The sequence below is a fragment of the Herpetosiphon gulosus genome (genome assembly GCF_039545135.1).
GTDB lineage: Bacteria > Chloroflexota > Chloroflexia > Chloroflexales > Herpetosiphonaceae > Herpetosiphon > Herpetosiphon gulosus.
On sequence record NZ_BAABRU010000018.1, the window covers coordinates 25,309 to 47,623 of the forward strand.

The window sequence follows — 22,315 nt, forward strand, 5'->3', positions numbered from 1 at the left end:
TCCTCTATGCTTAATCAGCTCGTTGTTTGCGAATTAGCGGCTCTTCAAAGCCATACAACCACCACGCCATAAACCACGCTAAACCACCAATTACCCCAAAACGCAATGCATTGCCCCAGCGATAGGCCTCAATCTCTGGCGGTAATATAAACAAATCAAAGGGCATAAAGAAGGCCCGCTTCCAATGATTAAAGGTGGGGTAGCGATTATCCATCAAGCCTAACCATTCGCTTACACTCGATTGTTGTACCAGCAACAGCATGCTCATGATGATGATCGCGGTCAGGCTATGTTTGAAGGCGCGGGCCAGCCAATGACAAACCCCAACCATAAAGAGTGTCATAATCAAGGTAAAACTATAGCTTTGCCAATTGCGGGCAAAGGGCAAGGCGGTTGTCCATAGCCCTGCTTGCAGCAGCAACGATGGCACGGCAATAATCCCCAAGCGCACCAGCCAAAGGCTTTGCGCACTTGCTTGCCCTGAAAGAATGCTTAGTTCAATCAAGGGATCATTTAAAATGCTGCCGCTGGTAAAGCCACTAATGCAGATCGGAATCAGGCACACCAAACTCACCATCGGGGTGAATTTTGGCGCAAGGTTAAGATAGCTCATCGGAATCGCGATCAGGTACAGTAGCCCACAGCCAAGCAAGCGCCAGCGCATCTGCCATAGTTGATGCTGAATCAGCGTGAACATCAGCAAACTCCTTTACATGGCTGGCGCAAACAGTTCAACAAACCGCAAATGCAGCATCCATGCACAGATGGCATAGGCCAACGCACTGCCAAGCACTACACTGATTATTTGGCGTTGTGACCATGGCCATGGTCGCCCGACCTCCAAGCGTTGCGCCAGCCATGCCCCAGCAAAAATGCTCAAAGCGATCATACTGGCGCTAATTGGTAGCCACGGCAAGGCTCGATCCCTCCAAAAATCAAAGATGTAGGATAAGGGATAGAGAATATACCAAGTAGCTTGGGTTGGCGAGGTTGGGCCAATCAGTAGCATGAGGCCCATATAATACAGAATAAAGCTAATAATCCAGGCAGTGGCAATCCGTGGCCATGAGTAAAACCAAATCTGCTGGGCCATCAGCATACCAATTAATAGCATATGGTAGCCAAATAAATTTCTAAATTCATAGGCATCACGGCTATAGCTATAGCCATTGGGCATGGTATAGGTAGCCCGCTCAAAAACGGTTTCAGCCGTATGTAAAGGATAGGTACATAGCCAAATTAGCACAATCGTGCTAGCAACCACCAGCATATGGGCCAGAAATCGCCCCAGAATATAGGACAAGCGTTGTAGTTGGCTTGTCCAGAGGAATTGATATGTAGCCTTGTGCTTACGTGATTGAGCAATAATGACAAAGACTAAAATGATAGCTATTTGATTTATTAATGCACTTTGGGCACTATCACCATAATCAGGACCATTTAAGCCCATCAGGACTACCAATAAAGCACTACAGATCCAGAAAAAGCGATTCGCTACGATATCGGCCAGTTCAGCCAGACAGATTAAGCGCATTTGCCGCAACGTTGTCATTGTTTCAATCTTTCATGTTGCTTGGGTCACATTCCCTCTTGAAAATGTGACCCAAGCCAATACATTCCTTATTTCGTTACTTTATCACGTAGGGTAAGAGTGTTTTTACCTTTGATTGAGAGCGTTGCATCCGATGTAGCACTATAAAATATAGTCGGAAACTGATCTCTTAGTGTGCATTTTCCCTCAATCGTCTTATTCATAACCGCTTTGGCTGAGGCACTATAAGCACATGATACAGCTAATCCAGAGGCATTCGTTGAAGTTAAAGTTCCATTAACGCTAATATCATGGGGCGTGGTTGCGGCTTCGATTGTGGCTTGTGCGCCACTAGTAATCTCAGATAGTCCTTTATTTACAAAAGCCCCGCCATAAAAGCGCCCAGCCAAGGCCAAATTCTGCGAGACTTCTTCGGCGTGGCTCCCAAGCACGGTTGCGCTGAATAATAAACCAACCCCACAAATGGTATTGACCAGCATCCGACGAATGTGCATATATTCCTCCTCAGGATATGCTAAGAATCGATTTTTATTATTGATCGAATGTTATTTTTTTTTGCAAATGCAGCTATTTTATGGATATATATATTTTTAAATATAAATAGAATCAAAAATTGTATTTTGATATGAAAATCTCTTTATTGAAATTGATGATTATTTTATTCCATAGAAAATAATCATCAAAATAGCATTTTGACATGCTTCTGATAAAGAGTGTATTCGTATGAGTGCAAAGTCTGAATAATAAAAATACTCTGGAGTGGTGTCGGTTAGGGGCGCAATGAAGAATAAAATGATTCCGATCAGGTAATCGATGTTCCTCGCTTCTAATCTCTACAATACGGCTTGATTATAGGGAAAATTGTCTAGGTGTCAAATTTTTGTTAGGCTATAATTGATGCAAAAAGCCCCACTACCAGCATTAGCAGTGGGGCTTCAATTGGTTTAGCTGCGAATTTGCACGCCCAATTCGCGTTCGAGTTGCTTGAGCAACTTCTCGCGAGTTTTGAGCAAATCTTTGTCGGCCAAGGTGCGGTCGGGGGCACGGAAGCGTAGGCGAAAGGCGAGGCTGCGCTGACCAGCCGGAATCGGCGAGCCAGTATAGACATCGAACAAGCGCACATCTTCTAAGAATTCGCCACCATACTGCTTGATAGTTTTGGCAATCAGATCGGCAGCTAGTTCATCGTTGGCAACCAAAGCCAAATCCTGCACCGTGGCGGGGAAGCGCGAGATGCTGGTGTATTTGGTTGGTTGGCTAACCTTGAGCAATTGATCAACGCTCAATTCAGCGATACAAACCCGTGGCACGCTGAAGCCAAAACGATCACGTACTAATGGATGTAACTCACCAAAGATCCCAATCACAACCTCATCGACCACAATTTTGGCGCTGCGACCTGGGTGCAAGCGTTCGTCACTGGCAACTTGGAAACTGGCCCGATCGCGCAAGCCATGACGGCGTAGCACTTCCTCAATCACCCCTTTGAGGTCGAAGAAATCGAAGCTTTCAGGGCTTGGTTGGCTCCAAGTGCTTGGTTGGCGCGTTCCAGCCAAAATAATTGCTAAGTTGCGTGGCTCGTCGGGCAGCAATTGACCCGCCGCTGGGTGAAAAACCGCGCCAATTTCAAACAAGGCTACTCGTTCGCGTTCGCGCAAATCGCCAACCACAATGCTCAACAGTTCGGGCAAAATCGAGCGGCGCATCACTGAACGCTCGGGAGTTAGTGGGTTTTCCAAACGCACAAATTGCTTAGCGGTGGCACCTTGTTCACTCACATACACCGAATTTTGCAGGGTATCGTTGCTGAGCGAGTAGCTAATTGCCTCATCCAAACCTGCGGCTACCAACATATCGCGCAAGCGTTCGGTGGCCTCGAATACAGGGTTAGGGCGCTGAATTGGCAGAGTATCAGCCATCAAGGCTTCAGGGATGCGATCGTAGCCATACATGCGGGCCACATCTTCGAGCAAATCGGCTTCGATTTCAACGTCGGTGCGATGAGCCGGCACCAGCACATGCAAGGCTGGGCCACGGCTTGATTCAACTACCGCACATTCGAAACCCAAACGACTTAGTAAATTGGCAACTTCGGCTTGCTCAAGATCGATGCCCAAAAGGCGTTTTACTTCACTTAAGGCTAGCTCAATTTCGCGGCGATTGAAGGGTACAGGGCAAACATCAACCAAGCCATTGGCAATTGTGCCGCCAGCTATTTGTTGAATTAAGTTCAAACCGCGAATCGCTGTGCGTGGTGGCAGGGTTGGATCAACTCCTTTTTCGAAGCGTTTGGAGGCTTCGGAGAAAAGCTTGAAATGTTGGGCAGTACGGCGAATTGAAATCGGATTCCACAAGGCTGCTTCGTATAACACATTGACTGTGCTATCGCTAATTTCCGAGGCTGCACCACCCATGACCCCAGCCAAACTTGATGGGCCATTGGGATCAGCCACAACCGTATCGATCGGGCGCAACTCACGTACAACGTGATCAAGCGTTTCGAGCTTTTCGCCCACCACTGCTGGCCGAATAATCAAGCGTCCTTGAGCAACCTGATCAGCATCGAAAGCATGGCTGGGCTCGCCTAGTTCCAACATCACATAATTAGTAATGTCAGCGATGTTATTGATTGGGCGCTGGCCTGCCAAACGTAAGCGCCGTTGCATCCACCATGGCGAGGGTGCAATTTTCACCCCTTCGATCAAGCCAGCCACAAAGCGGGGGCAAATGTTCGAATCGACAATTTCAACCTGAATTTTATCGGCGATGGCTGGGCCATTGGTTGGCAAATCGAAGCTGGGCATGCGCAATTCAGCCCCAGTCAAAGCTGCTACTTCACGCGCTACCCCCAAGATACTCAGGGTATGGGCGTAGTTGGGGGTGGTTTCAATTTCTAAAACGGCATCGCCCCAATAATCGGCCAAGGGTATACCAACGGGCGCATCATCGGGCAAGAAGATAATGCCATCGTGCTCATCGGAGAGCGCCAGTTCCATCTCTGAGCAGACCATACCTTCTGATGGCACGCCGCGCAATTTGGTGGGCTTGAGTGTCAACCATTGGCGGGTTTCGCTATGGCCATCGAGCAGGCGAGCGCCTTTGGTGGCCAGCACCACTTTTTGGCCGCTCATGCCAAATTCAATATTGGGTGCGCCGGTTACCACAGTTAATTCGCGGCCTTCGCCGTAGGCAATGCGCGGCAATTTTAGGCGTTCAGCGTTGGGGTGCGGCTGCACATCGACAATCTGGCCCACGAAAATCGTCTCGCGATCCCATGGAATATAATCTGGGGGCGTGGTGCTGCTCAAATCGGGTGCCCAAGCCGAGCCTGTGGGAGCTTGCAGCCCGACATAATCAATGCTGGCAACTTCCAAGCCCGCCCGCGTGAGACGCTCGGCCAATTCTTCTGGGCTAATCGTTATATCAACAAATTCGCGTAACCACGAAAGCGGTACTCGCATGCCGTTTTACCTCATCGTATCTAGTAGTTTAAGCCAATCAGCATTATACAAGATAAGCCAACAGTATAAAGGATGAGGGATGAGGGATGAGGGATGAGGGATGAGGGATGAGGGATGAGGGATGAGGGATGAGGGATGAGGGATGAGGGATGAATTTAGTGGCGTTCAATGGTACAGGGAAACAATAATTTTTGCCTTTATCCCTCATAATTAATACTTCATCCTTTGGTTTAGGGGTTGACAAGGCGTGTATGATGCGTTCGTCAACAACGCACAATCATCGTCCTTGATGTGCCTTAACAACCAAAAACACCTTGCCAAGCAATTGGACTAACTTTTAAGGAACGGTTTGCAAAATTGATACGTCATGATGGCGTAACAACAAACAACCAGTAGGAGGATAGTCACATGCAACGGTTTTTTGGGTATGTATTGCTCGTCGTATTGATGGTAGGCTTGGTGGGCTGTGGTGGTGGCGTAACCGATACAACCATTCCGGCTCCACCCAGCAGCAGCGAATATCAAAATGGCCAAGATCCAATTCTTGATGCAGCGGTTAGCAGCTTTAGCCAAAGCGCCGCCAATGTTGGCACTGGCACAACCACCAAATTCTATATTTCAACCGCAACTATGGATGAAATTAAGAATTTCTATACAACTGAAATGCCCAAGCGGGGTTGGAAAACCATCGAATCACCAGCAGTTCCTAACACTGTATCAGTCAATTTCCAAGCTGATGCCAATGTGGCCGCAATCAACGCGATCGATTTGACTATGACTGGGAGCAGTGGAATTCTGGTAATCACGACTGGCACCAACGTCAAATAAGCTTCACAATCTACTGAGTTTTCAAACGCCCTCAGTGTTGAGCAATTGCTTAGGCTGAGGGCTTCGTGTGGCAGATTGCAAGAGTTTGGCTAAGTTGCAACCTTTTAAATGTATCGGCGTACCAAACCTTGTGATTATTACCACACTGTTTTGGGTATAGCACGTTTTTGATTTGAGAGTTAGGATGAATGGGTGGCGCGAACATTGCTGAGCGTAACGCCCTTGGCAATGCGAATGCCGACAACAGATTTTATTTAGGAGGAATGACCCTCATGTCAAAACGGACGATTAGCGCAATTTTAATTGCCCTTGCATTAAGTGCATGTGGTGGTACTGCTGCTCCAACCGCGACGACCGCTCCAACGGCAACGACGGCTCCAACTGAAGCGCCAGCACCAACCGCAACCGAAGAAGCGGCTGCACCAACCGAAGCGCCAGCAACTGATCCAAGCGGAGCCGCTGCTGAAATTCCAGCACCACCGCAAAGCGAGCCCTACGTCAAGGGCGAAAACGAAATCATTGATGCAGCAATCGGTGGTATGGAAGGTGAATTCGAAAACCAAGAACAACAAACTGGCTTGGATCTCGAACCATTGACTTACTACTTGACCGAAGAAGACCCACAAACAATTGTGGACTTCTACGAAGGTGAAATGGCAACCTATGGCTGGGGCACAGGCCAAGTCGAAGATCAAACCTTCGGCAAAGTTTTGGTCTACCCAAGCGCCAGCGAATTGACCACCATCGCAATGATCGGCGTGTTGGATCTTTCAACCGTTGATGCAAGCATGAAACAATCGATCATCTTCACCACGGTTGGTCGCTTGGGCGGTATGCCTTCAACTGATCCAACTCCTGATAGTGGCGGTAGCACCACTGACCCAATGCCTGCTGGCGACTTGAGCGATATTCCTGCTCCACCAAGCAGCGAAGAATATCAATCAGGTGACGATGCCTTGACCGATACCTTCATGGATAGCTTTGAAAAAGGCTTTGCTGGTAGCGCTGGCAGCACGACTGTCTTGGGCAAGCAAGCCTATATCTCAACTGCAACTCCTGAAGAAATCAAAACCTTCTATGATGAAGAATTAGAAGCTGCTGGCTGGAGTGTCATGCCAACTGGTGCTGATACCACTGGTGGGATGGCTGGCGCACAAACCTTGACCTACGCCAACATGAGCGCAGGCGAAGCTTTGGTCATTATGACCATCGATCGCAGCAGCATGGGCATGGGCGATGGCATTTTGGTCATCATCATCAAAGCTGGTCAATAAGCTTCAGGCTTAATTAACCATTCACTCCCCCTGAGTTGCTCCGGCGATTCAGGGGGATGTTTTTTTGCAAAATGACTGTGGTATCATACACCCGCGATCCAAATCAAGCAGCCAAGGAGGCAGCCATGACGCGCGAACGACTTTCTGCAAGGGTGCAGAGCGTTCCACCTTCAGGGATACGGCGGTTTTTCGATATTGCTGCCACAATGGATAATGTAATTTCGCTCGGGATCGGCGAGCCAGATTTTGTTACGCCATATACGATTACCCAAGCTGGGATTCGTTCATTGCAACAAGGCAAAACTGCCTATACCTCGAATTCTGGGACGATCGAATTACGCCAGGAATTGCAAAAACATCTCAATCATTTATATGGACTCAATTATGATCCTGAGAATGAGTTGTTGATTACGGTTGGGGTCAGCGAAGCCTTGCAAAATGCCATGCTGGCAACGATCGATCCCGGCGATGAGGTGATTATTCCTGAGCCATGTTTTGTGGCGTATGGCCCAAGTGTGGTGTTTGCTGGCGGGGTTCCGGTGTATGTGAGTACCTCAGTCGAGCAGGAGTTTCAAGTAACCCGCGAGGCAATCGAGGCTGCGATCACACCGAAAACCAAGGCGATCTTGATTGGCTATCCCAACAACCCAACTGGCGCGGTGATGAGCCGTGAACGCTTGTTGGATATCGCCGCCTTGGCCGAACAATACGATCTGTTGGTATTTTCCGATGAGATTTACGATCGTTTGGTGTATGGGGTTGAGCATACCAGCTTTGCCCAATTGCCTGGCATGCGCGATCGCACAATTTTGCTTGGTGGGTTCTCCAAGGCCTATGCCATGACTGGCTGGCGTTTGGGTTGGTTGGCGGCCTCAGCCGAAATTGCCAATGCTGTGCGTAAAATCCATCAATACGCTATTATGTCTGCGCCAACGGTAGCCCAATATGCTGGCTTGGCGGCGCTGCAAACTGGCGAAGAAGATGTCCAGCGTATGGTCAGCGAGTATGATCGCCGTCGGCAAGTGATTGTATCTGGATTGCGCCAAATTGGCTTGCCAACCTTTGAGCCACAGGGGGCGTTCTACGTTTTCCCACAGGTCAGTGGCCTTGGACTCACCAGCGAAGCCTTTGTTGAAGGCCTGCTTTACGGCGAAAAAGTGGCAGTTGTGCCAGGCGATGCCTTTGGCCCAAGCGGCGCTGGCTTCGTACGCATGTGTTACGCTACCAGTATGGATAATATCGAAACCGCCTTAGAACGAATTGAGCGCTACGTTCGTTCATTGTAAGTTTAGAAGGATGCGCCATGAGTACCGAATCACCTGTTGAATGTACCCGCTGTAAACGACAGCTTTCGTCCGATGACGTGCGCATGGCGCAGCCTTTGATCACCTTCAAAGAGCTGGTGCAAGCTGCAATCAAAACCCCGTCCTTGCTCAGCGCTAGCTTGCCCGATGTCCCCTATTGCCCAGAATGTCGGGTGATTATTGCCAAACAACGCCAAACTGAACAACTCAAATTTTTAGGTGCTGCCGTCGCCGTATTAGCAATTCTGATTGTGCTTGTGTTGGTTGTATTTTAGTGGGATTCATGCCTGGGGGTTAAATTTTTAGGACAAAATGATGCTTTTATCTGTGTTAATTCCTTGCTACAATGAAGCAGCAACAATTGCAAAAATGCTAGAGCGGTTGGCGCAAATTACAATTCCCATGCAATGGATCGCTGTTGATGATTGCTCACGTGATGCGACCTACCAAGTTTTACAACAATTAACTGCAACATACCCACACATGCAGGTTGTCCAACATCGCCAAAATAGTGGCAAGGGCGCGGCTATCCGCACAGCCTTAGCCCATGCCACTGGCGAGATTGTGATTATTCAGGATGCCGACCTCGAATATGACCCTCACGATTTTTATGAATTGATCAAGCCAATTGAAGCTGGTTTGGTTAATGTCGTGTTTGGTTCGCGCTTTATGGGTCGGCATACGGGTATGTATTTCTGGAATGCTATTGGCAATAAAGGTCTCACCTTTTTAACCAATTTGCTGTTTAACTGTTGGATCTCCGATATGGAAACCTGCTACAAGGTGATGCGCACCGATATTATGCGCTCGATGAACCTGGTTTCCAATGATTTTCGGATTGAGGCAGAAATAACGGCGAAGGTTCTGATGCAGGGTGAGCGAATTTTTGAAGTGCCAATTACATACTTGGGGCGTACTTACGAAGAAGGTAAGAAGATGCACCCCAAATATGGCTTTTTGACGGTTTGGGCGCTATTCCGGCTGCGTTTGCTCGGTCGCCCATAACCACGGTATTTGCTCCTCTTACAGAAAAGGTGATACATATGCCAGTCGTTGCAGTTCTTGGCGCTCAATGGGGTGACGAGGGCAAAGGTCGTGTTGTCGATTTATTGGCAACCAAAGCTAAAATGGTTATTCGTGCTGCTGGTGGCTCTAACGCCGGCCATACTGTGATTAACCATCTTGGCACATTTAAATTGCACCTCACGCCCGCCGGAATTTTCGATGCCAATGTAGTCAATATTATCGGCGCAGGCACGGTGATCGATCCTGCGGTGTTGATGAAGGAGTTGCAAGCCTTACGCGAGGCCAATGTTTCGCTTGATCAACTTTATATCAGCGATCGGGCGCATGTGGTTATGCCCTATCACGTTTCGCTCGATGCCCTCGAAGAAAAAGATCGCGGCGCGAACGAAATTGGTACAACCAAACGCGGGATTGGCCCAGCTTATGTTGATAAAGCTTCGCGGATGGGCATTCGCATGGGCGATTTGCTGCATGAAGAAACCTTGCTCAGCCGCCTAACCAGTGTGCTCGAATATAAAGGCCGCGTACTCAACAAGATGTATGGTGCTCAGCCAAGCGCTTCATTGCACGATATGTATCTGCAATATTTGGAGTTTGGTCGCCAACTTGAAGCGCATATCGTGCCCATTCACACCATGGTTCAAGATGCCTTGCGTCGCGATATTCCAATTCTGATCGAGGGCAATCAAGGGGCATTATTGGATGTGGATTATGGCACATTCCCTTATGTTACTTCGACCGCAACTGGCTCAGCGGGCGCGTGCCAAGGCGCGGGAATTCCGCCAATGCGCTTAAATGGCGTAGTCGGAATTTACAAAGCCTACACCACCCGCGTTGGTGGTGGGCCATTTCCAACCGAATTAACCGACGAACTTGGTGAGCATATTCGCCAAGCTGGCCATGAATTTGGCACAACCACAGGCCGTCCACGGCGGGTTGGCTGGTTCGACGCGGTGGCGGCGCGTTACGCTGCTGAAATTAATGGCATTAGCTCAATCGCCCTCACCAAACTCGATGTGCTTGACGACGTTGAGACCCTCAAAATTTGTATTGGCTATCGCTGGAACGACACCGAGCTTGATTCGTTTCCTTCGTCGATTTCAGTGCTCAGCCAAGTCGAGCCAATTTACGAAGAATATCCAGGCTGGAAAACCAACACCAGCCATGCTCGCACCTTGGATGAGTTGCCCGAAGCAGCTCAACGCTATGTTCGCCGCCTAAGCCAATTGGTTGGCGTGCGCTTGGGTATGATTTCGGTCGGCCCATCACGTGAGCAAATGGTAAGCTTGCAGGAAATTTTCTAGACTTTGTTCATGCCCTGCATTGCTTAGCAAGTTTGTAGAATCACCAACGGCATAGAATTCGCGGAGACTGGAAGTAGCATCCAGCTTTAGGCGAATTCTATGCCGTTGCGCTTGGTCGTAAGAATTAAATGGTTTCGAGCGGGGCAGGCGCACCAAATTGCACTACCAACTCGCCATTGCGAAACACCGCTCGTAGGGCTGGTCGATCGGCTAACATCGTCGGTAAAATCATCTCGCGCCGGAAGTTGCCAATTTCAATAAACAGTTGATCGCCGCGTTTGGTCATATTCACTTTATTAACTTCAACATGTGGCAAGGGCAAGCGTAGTTCATACTGATCGCCCTGCTTGGTGATGTCCATGGTTTTGCCCACATAAAACACATCAAGCGGATTGCGCTCGCCAAACAAAGCTGCCCCAACATCGGCTAAATCATCAAGTCCTTTAATCTCACGGGCATACATTGGGGCTTCCCAAATTGGCAGCGGCGTAAAAATATCATGGACTTGAGCACGATAGCTGGCCTGAATTTCTTGCATTTGTTCGATAAAGCTATGGCCGCGCACATCGCTAGGCATCACCCGATTGAGCACCACGCCATCGACCGGATAGCCATATAAGGCCAAGTAGGTTGCGGCGCGTTGAGCCTCTTTGATCACCATACGCTCGGGGTTGACCACCAAACGATAGGAACTGATTTTGGGGTCGGCCAAGGTTGCCCGCAGGGCTTCAACCTGCTCAACAAAGCGCGGCAAGGTATCGAACATATCTGAGGCTGGCACCAACGCCCGAATCAAGGGCTTGGCCACTTTCATGGTGCTGGTTTCCCATTGCATCACCCGCGAAGCATACCAAGTGAAGGTTTCGGGCATGGTTAGCAAGCGCACGGTTTCGCCAGTTGGCGCGGCATCAACAATCACCGCATCGTAGTTGCCTTCTTTAGCTTGCTTGCGAATATGCAACAAACTGACAACTTCTTCCATGCCTGGAATTACTGCTAGTTCTTCGGCTGCAACTTCGTTAACGCCTTTGCGCTTGAGCAAATTGGAGACAAAGCCTTGCAACTCGCCCCAGTGTTGGCGCACTTCCTCCAACACATTGATTTCTTGGGCCCAAAGGTTTTCGCTCAGTTGGGTTGGGCTAGGGCCAACTTGGCAATCAAGCGCATCGGCCAAGGAGTGGGCCACATCGGTGCTAACCACCAAGGTTCGATAGCCCATACGTGCTGCTCGCACGGCGGTTGCCGCAGCGGTTGTGGTTTTGCCAACGCCACCCTTGCCAAGATATAAAATCAAACGCATTGTATCTTCCTTTCGCTGCATTGCGAGAATACATGAATCGCTCGCTGCACTGCTGCTTTGGACGTTATGGTCAACTGGGTAGTTGCAGCCTAACCGTATTATCGCATATCGTTGTTACGTAAACAGGGGTATTTGGGTTTTGGCAAGCGCTGCTGCGCCGATTGCCGCATAGCGCAAAGCCTTGCCCAGCGTAATCCAAGCCAAACTTGGCAGCCATGGTTTGCCTAAGGCTCCAGCCACCCCAACCAACACATCGCCAATTACAGGCAACCAGGCTAAAATTAAGGCTGGCGTACCCCAACGCCCCAGCCAACGCTCAGCCCGTTGCATGCGCTCAGCCATGGTGTTATTGCGCTGATCGATTGCATTGCGTGCTCGTTGCCCAAGCCAAAAGGTCGTAGCAGAGCCAAGCACATTGCCCAACGTCGCAATTAACAATGGCAACCACAACGATTCAGCGTGGACTACCATTGCCGCTAAGGCCAACTCTGAACCAAGTGGCAAGACTGTGGCCGCCAAAAAACTCACGCTGAATAAACTTAGGTAAAGCCAAATCATCGTATTCTTCCTTGTCGCCAATGTTGCCAGAGCAAGCCGATTTCGGCATTGCGCCCTAAGACCAAGCTTACCACAAAGCCAATTAAGCCCAAGGTCGAGGCACTGGTTAAACTCAGCAATAAACTGCTGGGGCTGGATGGTTGCCAACTCTGGATTACCCACCACGCCAAACCACCCGCCACACTGCTTGCTCCCAGTACCTGCCCCATAAAACGCCAATCGAGCTTAATTGGTTGCTGAACGGTTTTTTGGGCCAGCCATGCCAAGGCCAAGGTTTCGGCCCATAACGAAACGGTGGTTGCCCAACCAAGCCCAGCTAAGCCCCAACGTCGCCACCACAAGGCCAAGCCGATTTGCAATAACGCTCCGAGCACTCGCATCACACTGGGCCAACGGGTATCGCCCATGGCATAACTAAATCGAATCAACAAGGTACTTAATGCCAAAGCGGGCAAGCCTGGCAAGGCCGCCCATAAGGCAGTGCTGGTCAACTGCACCGATTGTTGATCAAACGCGCCACGTTGCAGCAACAAGGCGACAATCTGTTGGCACAGCACCATTCCTAATACCATCAGTGGCAAGGTTAGCAGTAACGACCAACGCCAACAACGGGCTAGCCATTGTTGCAAGGCCTGATAATTGCGTTGTAACACCAAGCTTGTCAGCACTGGAAACAAGACGCGACCTAGTACCTGCGGCAACAAAATAATTGGCACTTCAACAATTCGGCGGGCATAGGTTTGGGCTGCTACCGCGCCAGCGCCCACGGTTGAGGCAATTGCATTCTCAATCACGCTAATTAAATGCACCGATACTAGCGATGTTAATAACAATGGATAGGCATGCTGCAAAACTGTGGTTAATCGTGCTCCGCGCCAGCGCCAACTTGGCAACCACGGCACATCGGCTTGTAACAACGGCATTAAGCGCAAAACCGCCCCGACCACCAAGCCCCAAGCCAAACCATACACGCTGCCAGTTGCAATTAAGGCAATCACGGGAGCCAATTTCAACATCAAATCGGCCAAAGCTGGGCGGGTAAATTGCTCGAATGCTTGATACCACGCACCTAACACCGCAGTAAAACACATCACCGGAAAGGCCAATAAGCCAATTCGAATAATCGTGGCAGTCATCAACAGCGTTGGTTGATCGAAGCCTGGGCCAAATAAGTGGGCCAATTGCGCGGCATACAGCCAGCCCAAGCCTGTGAGTGGCACTGCCGCCAAGCTTACCAAGCCCAAGCTCGCGCGAAGTGTACGTGGGCTATTGGTTTGATCGTGCAAAATCATGGGAACGAGGGTTGGTCCGGCAATATCGCCCAATAAGAATCCCATCAATAAAACCACCGCTGCTCCGGCCAAATAGGCATCAGCAGTCGTGCTTGTGCCAAAAAAATGAGCTAAAGCTACTTTTTCGGCAAACCCTAGCACTTTATAAGCGGCGGTTGCGGCAATCAAAATCAGCGATGTGCGAAATAGGGTTTTTGGCTGCATAGATACTCATTTAATTAAATTGCTCGTATAATTGACATTATGCAACAGCAAACTGAACAATTAAGCGATGGGCAGCGGTTAAATGCGGCGCAAATTTGGGCATTTTTAGCCAAAGCCTCGGTTGGCCGCTTGGCAACCCACGATCACGCTCGTAATCAGAGCAATCTTATACCACTGTTTTTTGTCTGCGAAGCGCCACATATTTATTTTGCCACCCAACCAGGCCACAAGCTGAATTTGTTGCGGCGCTATCCCCAAGGTGTGGGCTTGCAAGCCGATGCCTTTGAGCCAGAATCCTCAACCAGTGTCTTTGTTTGGGGGCGTTATCGCGATGTGCCGCTGGGCACGGAGTATGCCCATGCCACGCGGTTGCTGGCCTTCAAATATGGCACTGGCTTTTGGCAACAAATTCTTGATCAAGCCACTAAGGCCTTGAAGGCGGGGCCACGTGCGTTAATCACGACAATTAGCCAGGCCACCACTGGTTGCATTCAAATCGAGCGGATCGGCGGGCGACGCTGGGAGCATGGCTTATGATGCGTATTTTAGCGCCAGCCGAAGCCTTGACCTTGCTCGATCAACTATCGGTAATACGCATTGCAGGTTTTGATCAAGCACGATCTGCCAGTTATGCCGTGCCCTTGGCTTTTGTGCGGCGTGATCAAAGCCTGCTGATTGCTATTCGCGCTACGGGCCGCTTGGCCCAGCTATTGCAACAGCAACCTCAAGGCTGGTGCATCGAAGCCGATCAGATTAACCCTGATTGGACGTTTCGCTCAGTTGTTGCTCAAGCCACAGCTCAGCTTTTGGCCGATCCACAGATTACGCTGGTGATGCTGGCTGAGCGCTATGGCCGCAATTGGCCGCAATGGCGACCGAATGCCCCAATTCAAGCCTTTTCATTGGAACTAGCGGCGATCCAAGGCCGCCACAAATCCTAAGGAGCGCCGATGATCACCGTTACCCGCGAACGCCAACTCCGCCGTCCAATCAGCGAACTCTGGCAACTCTTAGCCAATCCGCATAATTTGCCCCGAATTTTGCCGCGCATCGCCCGTGTCGAAGTTAGCGAGCTAGCCAACGATCGCCAGCCGGTAACTGCCTATTTCGATTTTGGCATCCCGCTTGGTACGCAGGCCGCCCAAGGCACTTTTAGCCTGATCGAGCAGCAATCGATTCGCTTTGATGCCGAGCAACCCTTGCCGATTATGGCCCACTGGCAACTCCAAGCGCATGCCAATAACACCAAAGTACATGCCAGCCTCAGCTTCGATCTCAAACCAATTTTGGGGCCAGTCGCCAAAGTTGTACCAATGAGCCTCGTCAAAAGCGAAGTTTCGCGTGAACTTGAGCAAGCTCTTGCCCGTATCGAACGCCTGCGACTGAGCTAGAGGATGAATCATGCCACCAAAGCCGCTTGCGCCAAGTAAACGCTGGTTTGATCTGATCGTCGCTGGCTTGGGCTTGCTACTGCTTAGCCCATTGCTGCTGCTGATTTCCTTGGCGATCAAATTAACCTCGCGTGGCCCAATTTTCTACATTCGCCCCCGAGTTGGCCGCGATGGTCATGAATTTCCCTTCTATAAATTTCGCACGATGGTGGTGAATGCTGAAGGCCAAGGCTTGGGCATTGAGGTTGCCCACAACGATCAACGCATTACCCGAGTTGGCCAATGGCTACGGCGTTGGAGTTTCGATGAATTGCCGCAATTATTGAATGTTGTGCGGGGTGAGATGAGCTTAATCGGTCCGCGCCCAAGCTTGCCCGACCAAGTAGCGCGTTATACTCCCGACCAGCGCCAACGTTTGGCGGTACGCCCAGGAATTACTGGCTGGGCTCAGGTTAATGGCCGCAACGACATCGATTGGGCTGCTCGGATTCAGCTTGATTGTTGGTATATTGAGCATTGGAGTTGGCGGCTTGATGGCTTGATTTTGTGGCGGACAATTGGAGCAATTTTGCGGCCAGTTGGCATTTATGGGCGCGATGGGGTGGCCAAAGATTTGCGGAGTAAATAATGCGACCGGTGATTATTGTTGGCACTGGCGGCCATGCGCGTGAGGTGGCCGAAATTGTGCAAGCCCAACATCTGGCGGGCAAAGGCGGTCCGTTGCGTGGTATGCTCAGCGACGATGCTGCTCAGCATGGCACAAGCATTTTGGGTATTCGGGTTTTGGGGCCAATCGATTGGCTAAGCACCCGTTTGGCCCAAGTTCATGTGGTAATTGCGATTGGTGATAATGCCACTCGCCAACGCATCGCCCAACAATTTGGCGCAGATTTACGATCGACCAGTGCAATCTCACCACAGGCGCTGGTTTCGCCGCATGCCACGATTGGTGCAGGCGCAATGATTTTTCCAAATGCAGTGGTTGGGCCGCTTGCCACCATTGGCGAACATAGCATCGTGAATGTTGGGGCGAGCGTTAGCCACGATAGCATAGTGGCGGCATTTTGCAATCTCAACCCTGGCTCGCGAGTTGCTGGCACATGCAAAATTGGCGAAGGCGTTTCGCTCGGGATGGGTACACAGGTCATTCAAGGCCGCAGCATCGGGGCATGGACGGTGGTTGGGGCTGGTGCAGTGGTTATTCGCGATTTGCCCGGCCAAGCCAAGGCAGTTGGTGTTCCCACGCGTTTGTTGGTTTGATCCACGAAGGGCACGAAGAGCTGAAACCGCGAAGAACACGAAGATCGCGAAGGAGCTGTGGCTATAGACGCTAGGCTATCGGAACGACTGTAGGTATTTCCAACGCATCGCCGATAGTTGAGAGCCTTCAGCCAATAGCCACGCTTCGCTCTGTGCCTCTGCGTTAAATTTAGGCTTCATCCCTCATCCTTCATCCTTAAATTAAAAACCCCCTCGCCCAATTGCTTGGCCAAGGGGGCTTGATGCGGTTTTTTTAATTAGGCCGCAGCGTTGCCAGTTGCCAATTCGACCAAGCGATCTTGCAATTTCTTGTCGAGCAATGAGCCAGCAACTTGAGGCCGCAATTCTTTTTCGAGGCGGCGGCGAGCTGGGCCACGTTGTGCATCAGGGAAGTCGTTCAAGATGCGTTCGATTTCAGCATTGATTTCGCTTTCGTCAACGCTCAAGCCTTCGGCTTCAACGATTTTGCGCACAACCAACGATGATTTCAAGCTTTCTTCGCCACGGGGCAACAATTCTTGAACTGCTTCGTCGTGGGTTTTGCCAACGATTTGCAGATATTGCTCCATGTTGATGCCATAGCGAGCCAACGATTCAACTTGCTCGTGGAGCAATTCGTGGGCGCGTTCGGCAATCAAGGCATCGGGCACATCGAAGCTGGTTGCGGCAACAACTTCTTCGAGGTATTGGTTCAGAACGTTACGGCGATGGTGATCGCCTGAATTCTTGACCAAACGCTCCATCAGATCAGCCTTGTAGGCATCCAAATCGCCTTCAAATTCTTCCAAGCCTGGGAGTTCTTCCCATGCTGGCAATTGGCGATTTTGAATTTCGCTGACGGTTACTTTGAAAACAACATCTTTATCGGCAACCCGCGCATCTGGATGATCGGCTGGCAGGTGAGCGCTGATTTCGCGGGTTTCACCAGCTTTGATGCCTTTCAAGCCTGCATACAGTTCAGGCACGATGCGGCGTTCTTCCATGATTAAGGTCGTTGGCTCGCCTTCATCGTCGTCATCATCATCATCGTCATCATCATCATCGTCATCATCGTCGTCATCGTCGTCATCGTCGTCATCGTCGTCATCGTCGTCATCATCGTCGTCATCTTCTTCGTCGTCATCATCGTCGTCATCTTCTTCGTCGTCATCATCATCTTCTTCGTCATCTTCTTCGTCGAGTTTGTGCAAAGGCACGCCATCGACTAAGGTTTGGACGGTAGCGGTGAGTTGATCGCCTTCAGCGGCTTCTGGTTCGCCTTCGGGAGCGCTCAAAACGACGTGTTTTTCACGAGCTTGATCCAACGCGACTTCTAAGGTTGCATCGGTAACTGGTTCTTCGGTGAGATCAACCGTGATCGCCTTGTAATCGGGCAAAATCACTTCAGGCTCAACTGGAACCAAAATGCGGAAGCGAAATGGCTCTGGCTCTAATTTTTCCAATGAGGCTTGAGCAACTGGCTTGATATTTTCTTGTTCGAGGGCAGCGCGGAAGGCCACGTTGATAATTTCGTCGGTCGCTTCTTCTAAAATTGCGGCCTTGCCATAGTAGTTTTCAACGATAAAGCGAGGAGCCTTACCTTTGCGGAAGCCTGGAATGGCAACCTTGCTAGCAATCCGTTGGGCGGCCTTGTTCAATTCTTTTTCTATCGTTGCTGCGTCTGGCTCGATCTCAAGCGCAACAATGCGCTTTGGTAATTGTTCAGTTGTGACTTTCACACGATCTCCAAAGTATATGTTATTTAAGCGATCTTTAACTATCGCCAACGAAGGCAGTCTAGCGTGACATTATACCAGAACATCGCTCAGGCGGGGCTAGCGAATCTGACGGTCATGCCCTCACCCCCTAGCCCCCTCTCCCGCCCAGCGAGGCGAGGGGGAAACCCTCGATCATGAAGCATGAACGCCCCTCGCCCACCGCAGTGGGAGAGGGGCGGGGGCTAGGGCTTACACTTAATTTAATAAACAGTTTGTTCGGCCAAGAAATGGCGATACATTGGCGAAACTGCCCGCAAGCGCTCGACGATGGGCGGCAATAATTCTAAGACGCGCTCGATTTGCTCGACGGTGTTCTCGCGGCCAAGGGTCATTCGCAGGCTGCCATGGGCGCGTTCGGCGCTCAAGCCCAAGGCCATCAGCACATGCGATGGGTCAAGCGAGCCACTAGTGCAGGCCGAACCACTCGAGGCATAAATGCCCTGTTGATCAAGCAACAGCAACATGCTTTCGCCCTCAATAAAATCAAACGACATGTTGACATTATTGGGCAAACGCTGCGTGCGATGACCATTTAAATAGACATGGGGAATCGCTGCTTCAATCCCACTAATCAGCCGATCGCGCAAGCTGGTCAATTGATTGCTGCTCTGCGGCAATTCATCGACGGCAAGTTGCAAGGCTTTAGCTAGCCCAACAATCCCAGGCACATTTTCGGTGCCGGCGCGTAAACGCCGTTCCTGCGAGCCACCATTAATCAACGGTAGCAAGGGCACGCCGCGCCGCATATATAACGCCCCCACACCTTTCGGCCCATAGAATTTATGCGCAGTCAGGCTCAACAAATCAACATTCAATTCTTTAACCTTAATTGGTTGCGCCCCGATCAACTGCACTGCATCGGTATGAAACAGCACATCGTGCTCGCGACAGACCGCGCCCAATTCGGTAATCGGCTGAATTGTGCCAATCTCGTTGTTGGCGGCCATGATGCTGACCAACACGGTGGTTGGGCGCAACGCAGCCTGTAAATCAGCTACAGCAACCAAGCCAGTGCTATCGACTGGCAAGATCGTAATTTCAAAGCCAAAGCGTTCGAGGTATTCGACCGCATGCAGCACCGCGTGATGTTCGATTGCACTGGTGATGATGTGATTGCCTTTGCCTGCATCACGCTGAGCAAACGCCACACCCTTGATCGCCAAATTATCGGCTTCGGAGCCGCCGCTGGTAAACACAATTTCTTTGCGTTTGGCCCCCAACAAGCCTGCAACGGTTTCGCGGGCTTCATCTACGCCTTCGAGTGCTGCGCGGCCAAGCCGATAGATACTCGATGGATTGCCATAGGCCGTGTTGAAGTAGGGCAGCATGGCCTCAACCACCCTTGGATCGGTCGCAGTCGTCGCTGCATGATCTAAATAAATTGTTTCCGGAGCCATTCCAGACCACCTTTGATGCTAATTGCAAGTTTGTCGCTGGTTTGATTCTACCGCTTTTTAACCCCAACCTGCTGTAAACATTTCGCTACATTCGGCCAAAACCGCAGCTTGGGTCACAACTTGCAATCGCTGGTTCATGATTGTTCAACGTGGGACGCTTAGGAATAATGGTATGCTAAGAGCACCTGAATCGCAACATTTGGAGGCATAATTATGAACCAACGGCTTGATGTAGCTGTGATTGGCACTGGCAATTGGGGCACAACTTTGGCCTTGGTTTTAGCTCGCGGCGGGTGTAATGTCACGCTATTTGGCCGCAATCAAGCTGAAGTTGGGCAATTGCAGGCTGCTGGCGAAAACAGCCGTTTTTTGCCTGGGCAGCGCTTTCCAGCAAATTTGGGTTTAGCCTATGATCTTGCGCTGGCCGCTCAAGCCCAAGTTATTCTGCTCGCTGTGCCTTCGAAAACCATTCGCAGTAATGCATTGCAACTTGCCCCACAGCTCGCTCCCGATAGCATTATTTTGAGTTGCGCCAAAGGTATTGAGTCGGGTAGTCTTGAAACCATGAGCGAAGTGCTGGCCGAGGCACTTGCGCCGCATCCCCGTAGCTTGATTGGGGCGCTTTCGGGGCCAAATATTGCCAACGAAATTGCCCAAGGCTTGCCTGCAACCAGCGTTGTGGCATTGAGTGATGATCAAGCTGGTCAGCGGGCGCAGAGCTTGCTCACCACCAATCTTATGCGGATCTATCGTTCGAGTGATGTGGTTGGGGTTGAACTGGGCGGAGCACTCAAAAATATTGTGGCGCTGGGCGCGGGCATTTGCGATGGCATGGGCTTGGGCGATAATGCCAAAGCGGCCTTTATCACCCGTGGTTTGGCCGAAATGACCCGCTTGGGCATGGCACGAGGCGCACATCCGCTGACTTTTGCGGGTTTGGCAGGCTTGGGAGATTTGATCGCCACTTGTGCCTCGCCGCATAGCCGCAACCGCCGTTTGGGCGAAGCGTTGGCGCGGGGTCAATCGCTCGAAACAGCTTTGGCTCAACTTGGGCAAGTGGCCGAAGGCGTGAATACCACCGCCACCGCCCGCCAGCTTGCTGAGCAGTATGGGGTTGAATTGCCAATCGCTGATGAGTTGTATCGGGTGTTGTTTGAGGGCAAATCGCCGCAACAAGCTGGTCTTGATTTGATGCAGCGTGACCCCAAAAACGAATTAGCAGGCTTACAAGGGCTATTTTCAATCTAGCAAGGGAGTTTGGGTATGCAGGAGCTACGAACATTTAACCACAACCATCTCGCCGAATTGGCTCCTTTGATCGCCGCTAGTACCGCCGAAGGCTATAGCATGGTCCAACGTTTTTACGATGAATGGCAGAGTGGCGTACAAACATTTTCGCACCCAGGTGAAGGCTTTTGGGGCATTTGGCAGGGCCAGCGTTTGCGAGCGATTGGTGGCATCAGTCACGACCCCTATCAGCCAAGCATTCAGATTGGGCGCATTCGTCATGTGTATGTGCTGCCTGCCTGGCGGCGGCATGGTTTGGCTCAACAACTTGTGCTGCATAGCCTGAAGCATGCTGCTGGCCACTTTGCGCAAATTAGCTTATACACCAGCAATCCAGCGGCGGCGCAATTGTATCTGCGTTGTGGTTTTGTGCCAGCGACGGGTTTGGTACGCACGACCCATTGCTACAACTACCCAAGCTAGCAGCGACATTGCTTTTAGGCCATTAGCATGAGCAATTTCGCGTATAATTCTCATCCGTTTCTCATCCAAAATATTAAATCGGCTTGACATATCAATTTGCACAGAATCGATTTTGCTGGTATACTCGCAGCCAATGTGCCGCGAATGGCGTTGCACAGGGAAGGGTGGGAAAACCGGCATTCCCATGCCCAATTACTCTAAGGAGGCACACTGTGTCGCTGGAAAAAGATAAGTCAACCGTTATCAATAACTATAAACTGCACGAATCAGATACTGGCTCGGCAGACGTACAAATTGCCCTTTTGACCGACCGCATCAACCAATTGATCGAGCACTTGAAGTTGCACAAGCAAGACCACCACTCACGTCGTGGTTTGCTGAAGTTGGTTGGTCGTCGCCGTCGCTTGTTGGCCTACCTGAGCAAAAAAGATAATGCTCGGTTCCGCGCTGTCAGCGAACGCTTGGGTCTGCGGATCAAAGCCTAAATTGGGTAGAGTGCTTGCAAAGCATGCTAAAATATACGTCTGGGAGTACAATTGCTCCCAGACGTTTTTGTGTTGAGCCGAACATAGCCTCGCTGGCTCAATGATTGCAATACAAGAGGCGCACTGATGGTTTGTGGACGTTAGGAATTGGCGCGTGAACAGTGACAGGGAGTTGCTGTGCAGGCTCCAGTGCCTAACGCTCCACATTGTGA

The 22,315-nt window shown here is 50.6% G+C and carries 23 protein-coding genes; 14 read left to right on the plus strand and 9 right to left on the minus strand.

Features of this window, described 5'->3' with window-relative positions:
- Window positions 1-10: 10 nt before the first annotated feature.
- The 4 genes from ABEB26_RS20770 to pheT form a co-directional block, all read right to left on the minus strand.
- A complete protein-coding gene (locus ABEB26_RS20770; protein ID WP_345723984.1) occupies window positions 11-697 on the minus strand; it encodes a hypothetical protein in 687 nt (228 codons plus the stop codon).
- A 12-nt stretch (window positions 698-709) separates the two neighbouring features.
- Window positions 710-1,552 carry a hypothetical protein gene (locus ABEB26_RS20775; protein WP_345723985.1) on the minus strand — a complete coding sequence of 281 codons (843 nt, stop codon included), beginning with the start codon at window positions 1,550-1,552 and terminating at the stop codon, window positions 710-712.
- Between the two features lie 68 nt (window positions 1,553-1,620).
- Window positions 1,621-2,046 (minus strand): hypothetical protein, encoded by a 426-nt coding sequence (locus ABEB26_RS20780; RefSeq protein ID WP_345723987.1) that lies wholly within the window; start codon window positions 2,044-2,046, stop codon window positions 1,621-1,623.
- 450 nt (window positions 2,047-2,496) lie between these two features.
- Window positions 2,497-5,013, minus strand: coding sequence for a phenylalanine--tRNA ligase subunit beta (gene pheT, locus ABEB26_RS20785; protein WP_345723988.1), 2,517 nt, complete (start codon window positions 5,011-5,013; stop codon window positions 2,497-2,499).
- 408 nt (window positions 5,014-5,421) lie between these two features.
- On the opposite strand from pheT, the gene ABEB26_RS20790 reads away from it, so the two are divergent.
- The 6 genes from ABEB26_RS20790 to ABEB26_RS20815 all read left to right on the plus strand — a co-directional run bounded on the left by ABEB26_RS20790 (window position 5,422) and on the right by ABEB26_RS20815 (window position 10,749).
- Window positions 5,422-5,841, plus strand: a complete 420-nt coding sequence (locus tag ABEB26_RS20790) for a hypothetical protein (RefSeq protein ID WP_345723989.1) — start codon at window positions 5,422-5,424, stop codon at window positions 5,839-5,841.
- A gap of 272 nt (window positions 5,842-6,113) precedes the next feature.
- On the plus strand, window positions 6,114-7,115 hold the full coding sequence (locus ABEB26_RS20795; protein ID WP_345723990.1) for a hypothetical protein: 1,002 nt from the start codon (window positions 6,114-6,116) through the stop codon (window positions 7,113-7,115).
- Window positions 7,116-7,240: 125 nt separating this feature from the next.
- Window positions 7,241-8,401, plus strand: a complete 1,161-nt coding sequence (locus tag ABEB26_RS20800) for an aminotransferase class I/II-fold pyridoxal phosphate-dependent enzyme (protein WP_345723991.1) — start codon at window positions 7,241-7,243, stop codon at window positions 8,399-8,401.
- A 17-nt stretch (window positions 8,402-8,418) separates the two neighbouring features.
- Window positions 8,419-8,694 (plus strand): hypothetical protein, encoded by a 276-nt coding sequence (locus tag ABEB26_RS20805; RefSeq protein ID WP_345723992.1) that lies wholly within the window; start codon window positions 8,419-8,421, stop codon window positions 8,692-8,694.
- Window positions 8,695-8,731: 37 nt separating this feature from the next.
- Window positions 8,732-9,424 carry a glycosyltransferase family 2 protein gene (locus ABEB26_RS20810; protein WP_345723993.1) on the plus strand — a complete coding sequence of 231 codons (693 nt, stop codon included), beginning with the start codon at window positions 8,732-8,734 and terminating at the stop codon, window positions 9,422-9,424.
- 38 nt (window positions 9,425-9,462) lie between these two features.
- The gene (locus tag ABEB26_RS20815) at window positions 9,463-10,749 is read left to right on the plus strand and encodes an adenylosuccinate synthase (protein WP_345723994.1); all 1,287 of its coding nucleotides are present in this window, start codon (window positions 9,463-9,465) and stop codon (window positions 10,747-10,749) included.
- Window positions 10,750-10,873: 124 nt separating this feature from the next.
- Here the strand turns inward: ABEB26_RS20815 and ABEB26_RS20820 are convergent, their stop codons facing one another.
- From ABEB26_RS20820 to murJ, 3 genes are all read right to left on the minus strand, one after another.
- Window positions 10,874-12,049: an ArsA family ATPase gene (locus ABEB26_RS20820; RefSeq protein WP_345723995.1), complete on the minus strand. Its 1,176-nt coding sequence runs from the start codon at window positions 12,047-12,049 to the stop codon at window positions 10,874-10,876.
- A 114-nt stretch (window positions 12,050-12,163) separates the two neighbouring features.
- Window positions 12,164-12,607 (minus strand): YqaA family protein, encoded by a 444-nt coding sequence (locus tag ABEB26_RS20825; protein WP_345723996.1) that lies wholly within the window; start codon window positions 12,605-12,607, stop codon window positions 12,164-12,166.
- A complete protein-coding gene (murJ, locus tag ABEB26_RS20830) occupies window positions 12,604-14,103 on the minus strand; it encodes a murein biosynthesis integral membrane protein MurJ (RefSeq protein WP_345723997.1) in 1,500 nt (499 codons plus the stop codon). The genes ABEB26_RS20825 and murJ overlap by 4 nt, the downstream gene beginning before the upstream one ends.
- Window positions 14,104-14,142: 39 nt before the next feature.
- Here murJ and ABEB26_RS20835 point away from each other — a divergent pair, with 39 nt between their 5' ends.
- The 5 genes from ABEB26_RS20835 to ABEB26_RS20855 are packed head-to-tail and all read left to right on the plus strand — an operon-like array spanning window position 14,143 to window position 16,754.
- Window positions 14,143-14,640, plus strand: coding sequence for a pyridoxamine 5'-phosphate oxidase family protein (locus tag ABEB26_RS20835; protein WP_345723998.1), 498 nt, complete (start codon window positions 14,143-14,145; stop codon window positions 14,638-14,640).
- Window positions 14,637-15,044, plus strand: coding sequence for a pyridoxamine 5'-phosphate oxidase family protein (locus ABEB26_RS20840; protein WP_345723999.1), 408 nt, complete (start codon window positions 14,637-14,639; stop codon window positions 15,042-15,044). Before ABEB26_RS20835 ends, ABEB26_RS20840 begins: the two co-directional genes overlap by 4 nt.
- Window positions 15,045-15,053: 9 nt before the next feature.
- On the plus strand, window positions 15,054-15,494 hold the full coding sequence (locus ABEB26_RS20845) for an SRPBCC family protein (RefSeq protein WP_345724000.1): 441 nt from the start codon (window positions 15,054-15,056) through the stop codon (window positions 15,492-15,494).
- Window positions 15,495-15,504: 10 nt separating this feature from the next.
- Window positions 15,505-16,122 carry a sugar transferase gene (locus ABEB26_RS20850; protein WP_345724001.1) on the plus strand — a complete coding sequence of 206 codons (618 nt, stop codon included), beginning with the start codon at window positions 15,505-15,507 and terminating at the stop codon, window positions 16,120-16,122.
- On the plus strand, window positions 16,122-16,754 hold the full coding sequence (locus tag ABEB26_RS20855; RefSeq protein WP_345724002.1) for an acetyltransferase: 633 nt from the start codon (window positions 16,122-16,124) through the stop codon (window positions 16,752-16,754). The genes ABEB26_RS20850 and ABEB26_RS20855 overlap by 1 nt, the downstream gene beginning before the upstream one ends.
- 257 nt (window positions 16,755-17,011) lie before the next feature.
- Here the strand turns inward: ABEB26_RS20855 and ABEB26_RS20860 are convergent, their stop codons facing one another.
- Window positions 17,012-18,472 carry a trigger factor gene (locus ABEB26_RS20860; RefSeq protein WP_345724003.1) on the minus strand — a complete coding sequence of 487 codons (1,461 nt, stop codon included), beginning with the start codon at window positions 18,470-18,472 and terminating at the stop codon, window positions 17,012-17,014.
- A gap of 239 nt (window positions 18,473-18,711) precedes the next feature.
- Complete coding sequence (nifS, locus tag ABEB26_RS20865) at window positions 18,712-19,908, minus strand: cysteine desulfurase NifS (protein ID WP_345724005.1); 1,197 nt, start codon at window positions 19,906-19,908, stop codon at window positions 18,712-18,714.
- 213 nt (window positions 19,909-20,121) lie between these two features.
- On the opposite strand from nifS, the gene ABEB26_RS20870 reads away from it, so the two are divergent.
- The 3 genes from ABEB26_RS20870 to rpsO all read left to right on the plus strand — a co-directional run bounded on the left by ABEB26_RS20870 (window position 20,122) and on the right by rpsO (window position 22,103).
- Window positions 20,122-21,156 (plus strand): NAD(P)H-dependent glycerol-3-phosphate dehydrogenase, encoded by a 1,035-nt coding sequence (locus tag ABEB26_RS20870; RefSeq protein WP_345724006.1) that lies wholly within the window; start codon window positions 20,122-20,124, stop codon window positions 21,154-21,156.
- Between the two features lie 15 nt (window positions 21,157-21,171).
- The gene (locus ABEB26_RS20875) at window positions 21,172-21,618 is read left to right on the plus strand and encodes a GNAT family N-acetyltransferase (protein ID WP_345724007.1); all 447 of its coding nucleotides are present in this window, start codon (window positions 21,172-21,174) and stop codon (window positions 21,616-21,618) included.
- 212 nt (window positions 21,619-21,830) lie between these two features.
- Complete coding sequence (gene rpsO / locus ABEB26_RS20880) at window positions 21,831-22,103, plus strand: 30S ribosomal protein S15 (RefSeq protein ID WP_012191408.1); 273 nt, start codon at window positions 21,831-21,833, stop codon at window positions 22,101-22,103.
- Window positions 22,104-22,315: the final 212 nt, after the last annotated feature.

What these genes read in the sequence shown, in the direction of transcription:
- pheT (WP_345723988.1), bottom strand. Translation starts at nt 5,013, where the DNA reads ATGCGAGTACCGCTTTCGTGGTTACGCGAATTTGTTGATATAACGATT.
- ABEB26_RS20775 (WP_345723985.1), bottom strand. Translation starts at nt 1,552, where the DNA reads ATGACAACGTTGCGGCAAATGCGCTTAATCTGTCTGGCTGAACTGGCC.
- ABEB26_RS20845 (WP_345724000.1), top strand. Translation starts at nt 15,054, where the DNA reads ATGATCACCGTTACCCGCGAACGCCAACTCCGCCGTCCAATCAGCGAA.
- ABEB26_RS20870 (WP_345724006.1), top strand. Translation starts at nt 20,122, where the DNA reads ATGAACCAACGGCTTGATGTAGCTGTGATTGGCACTGGCAATTGGGGC.
- ABEB26_RS20770 (WP_345723984.1), bottom strand. Translation starts at nt 697, where the DNA reads ATGTTCACGCTGATTCAGCATCAACTATGGCAGATGCGCTGGCGCTTG.
- ABEB26_RS20790 (WP_345723989.1), top strand. Translation starts at nt 5,422, where the DNA reads ATGCAACGGTTTTTTGGGTATGTATTGCTCGTCGTATTGATGGTAGGC.
- ABEB26_RS20810 (WP_345723993.1), top strand. Translation starts at nt 8,732, where the DNA reads ATGATGCTTTTATCTGTGTTAATTCCTTGCTACAATGAAGCAGCAACA.
- ABEB26_RS20815 (WP_345723994.1), top strand. Translation starts at nt 9,463, where the DNA reads ATGCCAGTCGTTGCAGTTCTTGGCGCTCAATGGGGTGACGAGGGCAAA.
- ABEB26_RS20835 (WP_345723998.1), top strand. Translation starts at nt 14,143, where the DNA reads ATGCAACAGCAAACTGAACAATTAAGCGATGGGCAGCGGTTAAATGCG.
- ABEB26_RS20850 (WP_345724001.1), top strand. Translation starts at nt 15,505, where the DNA reads ATGCCACCAAAGCCGCTTGCGCCAAGTAAACGCTGGTTTGATCTGATC.
- ABEB26_RS20805 (WP_345723992.1), top strand. Translation starts at nt 8,419, where the DNA reads ATGAGTACCGAATCACCTGTTGAATGTACCCGCTGTAAACGACAGCTT.
- ABEB26_RS20795 (WP_345723990.1), top strand. Translation starts at nt 6,114, where the DNA reads ATGTCAAAACGGACGATTAGCGCAATTTTAATTGCCCTTGCATTAAGT.
- ABEB26_RS20875 (WP_345724007.1), top strand. Translation starts at nt 21,172, where the DNA reads ATGCAGGAGCTACGAACATTTAACCACAACCATCTCGCCGAATTGGCT.
- ABEB26_RS20840 (WP_345723999.1), top strand. Translation starts at nt 14,637, where the DNA reads ATGATGCGTATTTTAGCGCCAGCCGAAGCCTTGACCTTGCTCGATCAA.
- ABEB26_RS20820 (WP_345723995.1), bottom strand. Translation starts at nt 12,049, where the DNA reads ATGCGTTTGATTTTATATCTTGGCAAGGGTGGCGTTGGCAAAACCACA.
- ABEB26_RS20800 (WP_345723991.1), top strand. Translation starts at nt 7,241, where the DNA reads ATGACGCGCGAACGACTTTCTGCAAGGGTGCAGAGCGTTCCACCTTCA.
- ABEB26_RS20780 (WP_345723987.1), bottom strand. Translation starts at nt 2,046, where the DNA reads ATGCACATTCGTCGGATGCTGGTCAATACCATTTGTGGGGTTGGTTTA.
- nifS (WP_345724005.1), bottom strand. Translation starts at nt 19,908, where the DNA reads ATGGCTCCGGAAACAATTTATTTAGATCATGCAGCGACGACTGCGACC.
- ABEB26_RS20855 (WP_345724002.1), top strand. Translation starts at nt 16,122, where the DNA reads ATGCGACCGGTGATTATTGTTGGCACTGGCGGCCATGCGCGTGAGGTG.
- ABEB26_RS20825 (WP_345723996.1), bottom strand. Translation starts at nt 12,607, where the DNA reads ATGATTTGGCTTTACCTAAGTTTATTCAGCGTGAGTTTTTTGGCGGCC.
- murJ (WP_345723997.1), bottom strand. Translation starts at nt 14,103, where the DNA reads ATGCAGCCAAAAACCCTATTTCGCACATCGCTGATTTTGATTGCCGCA.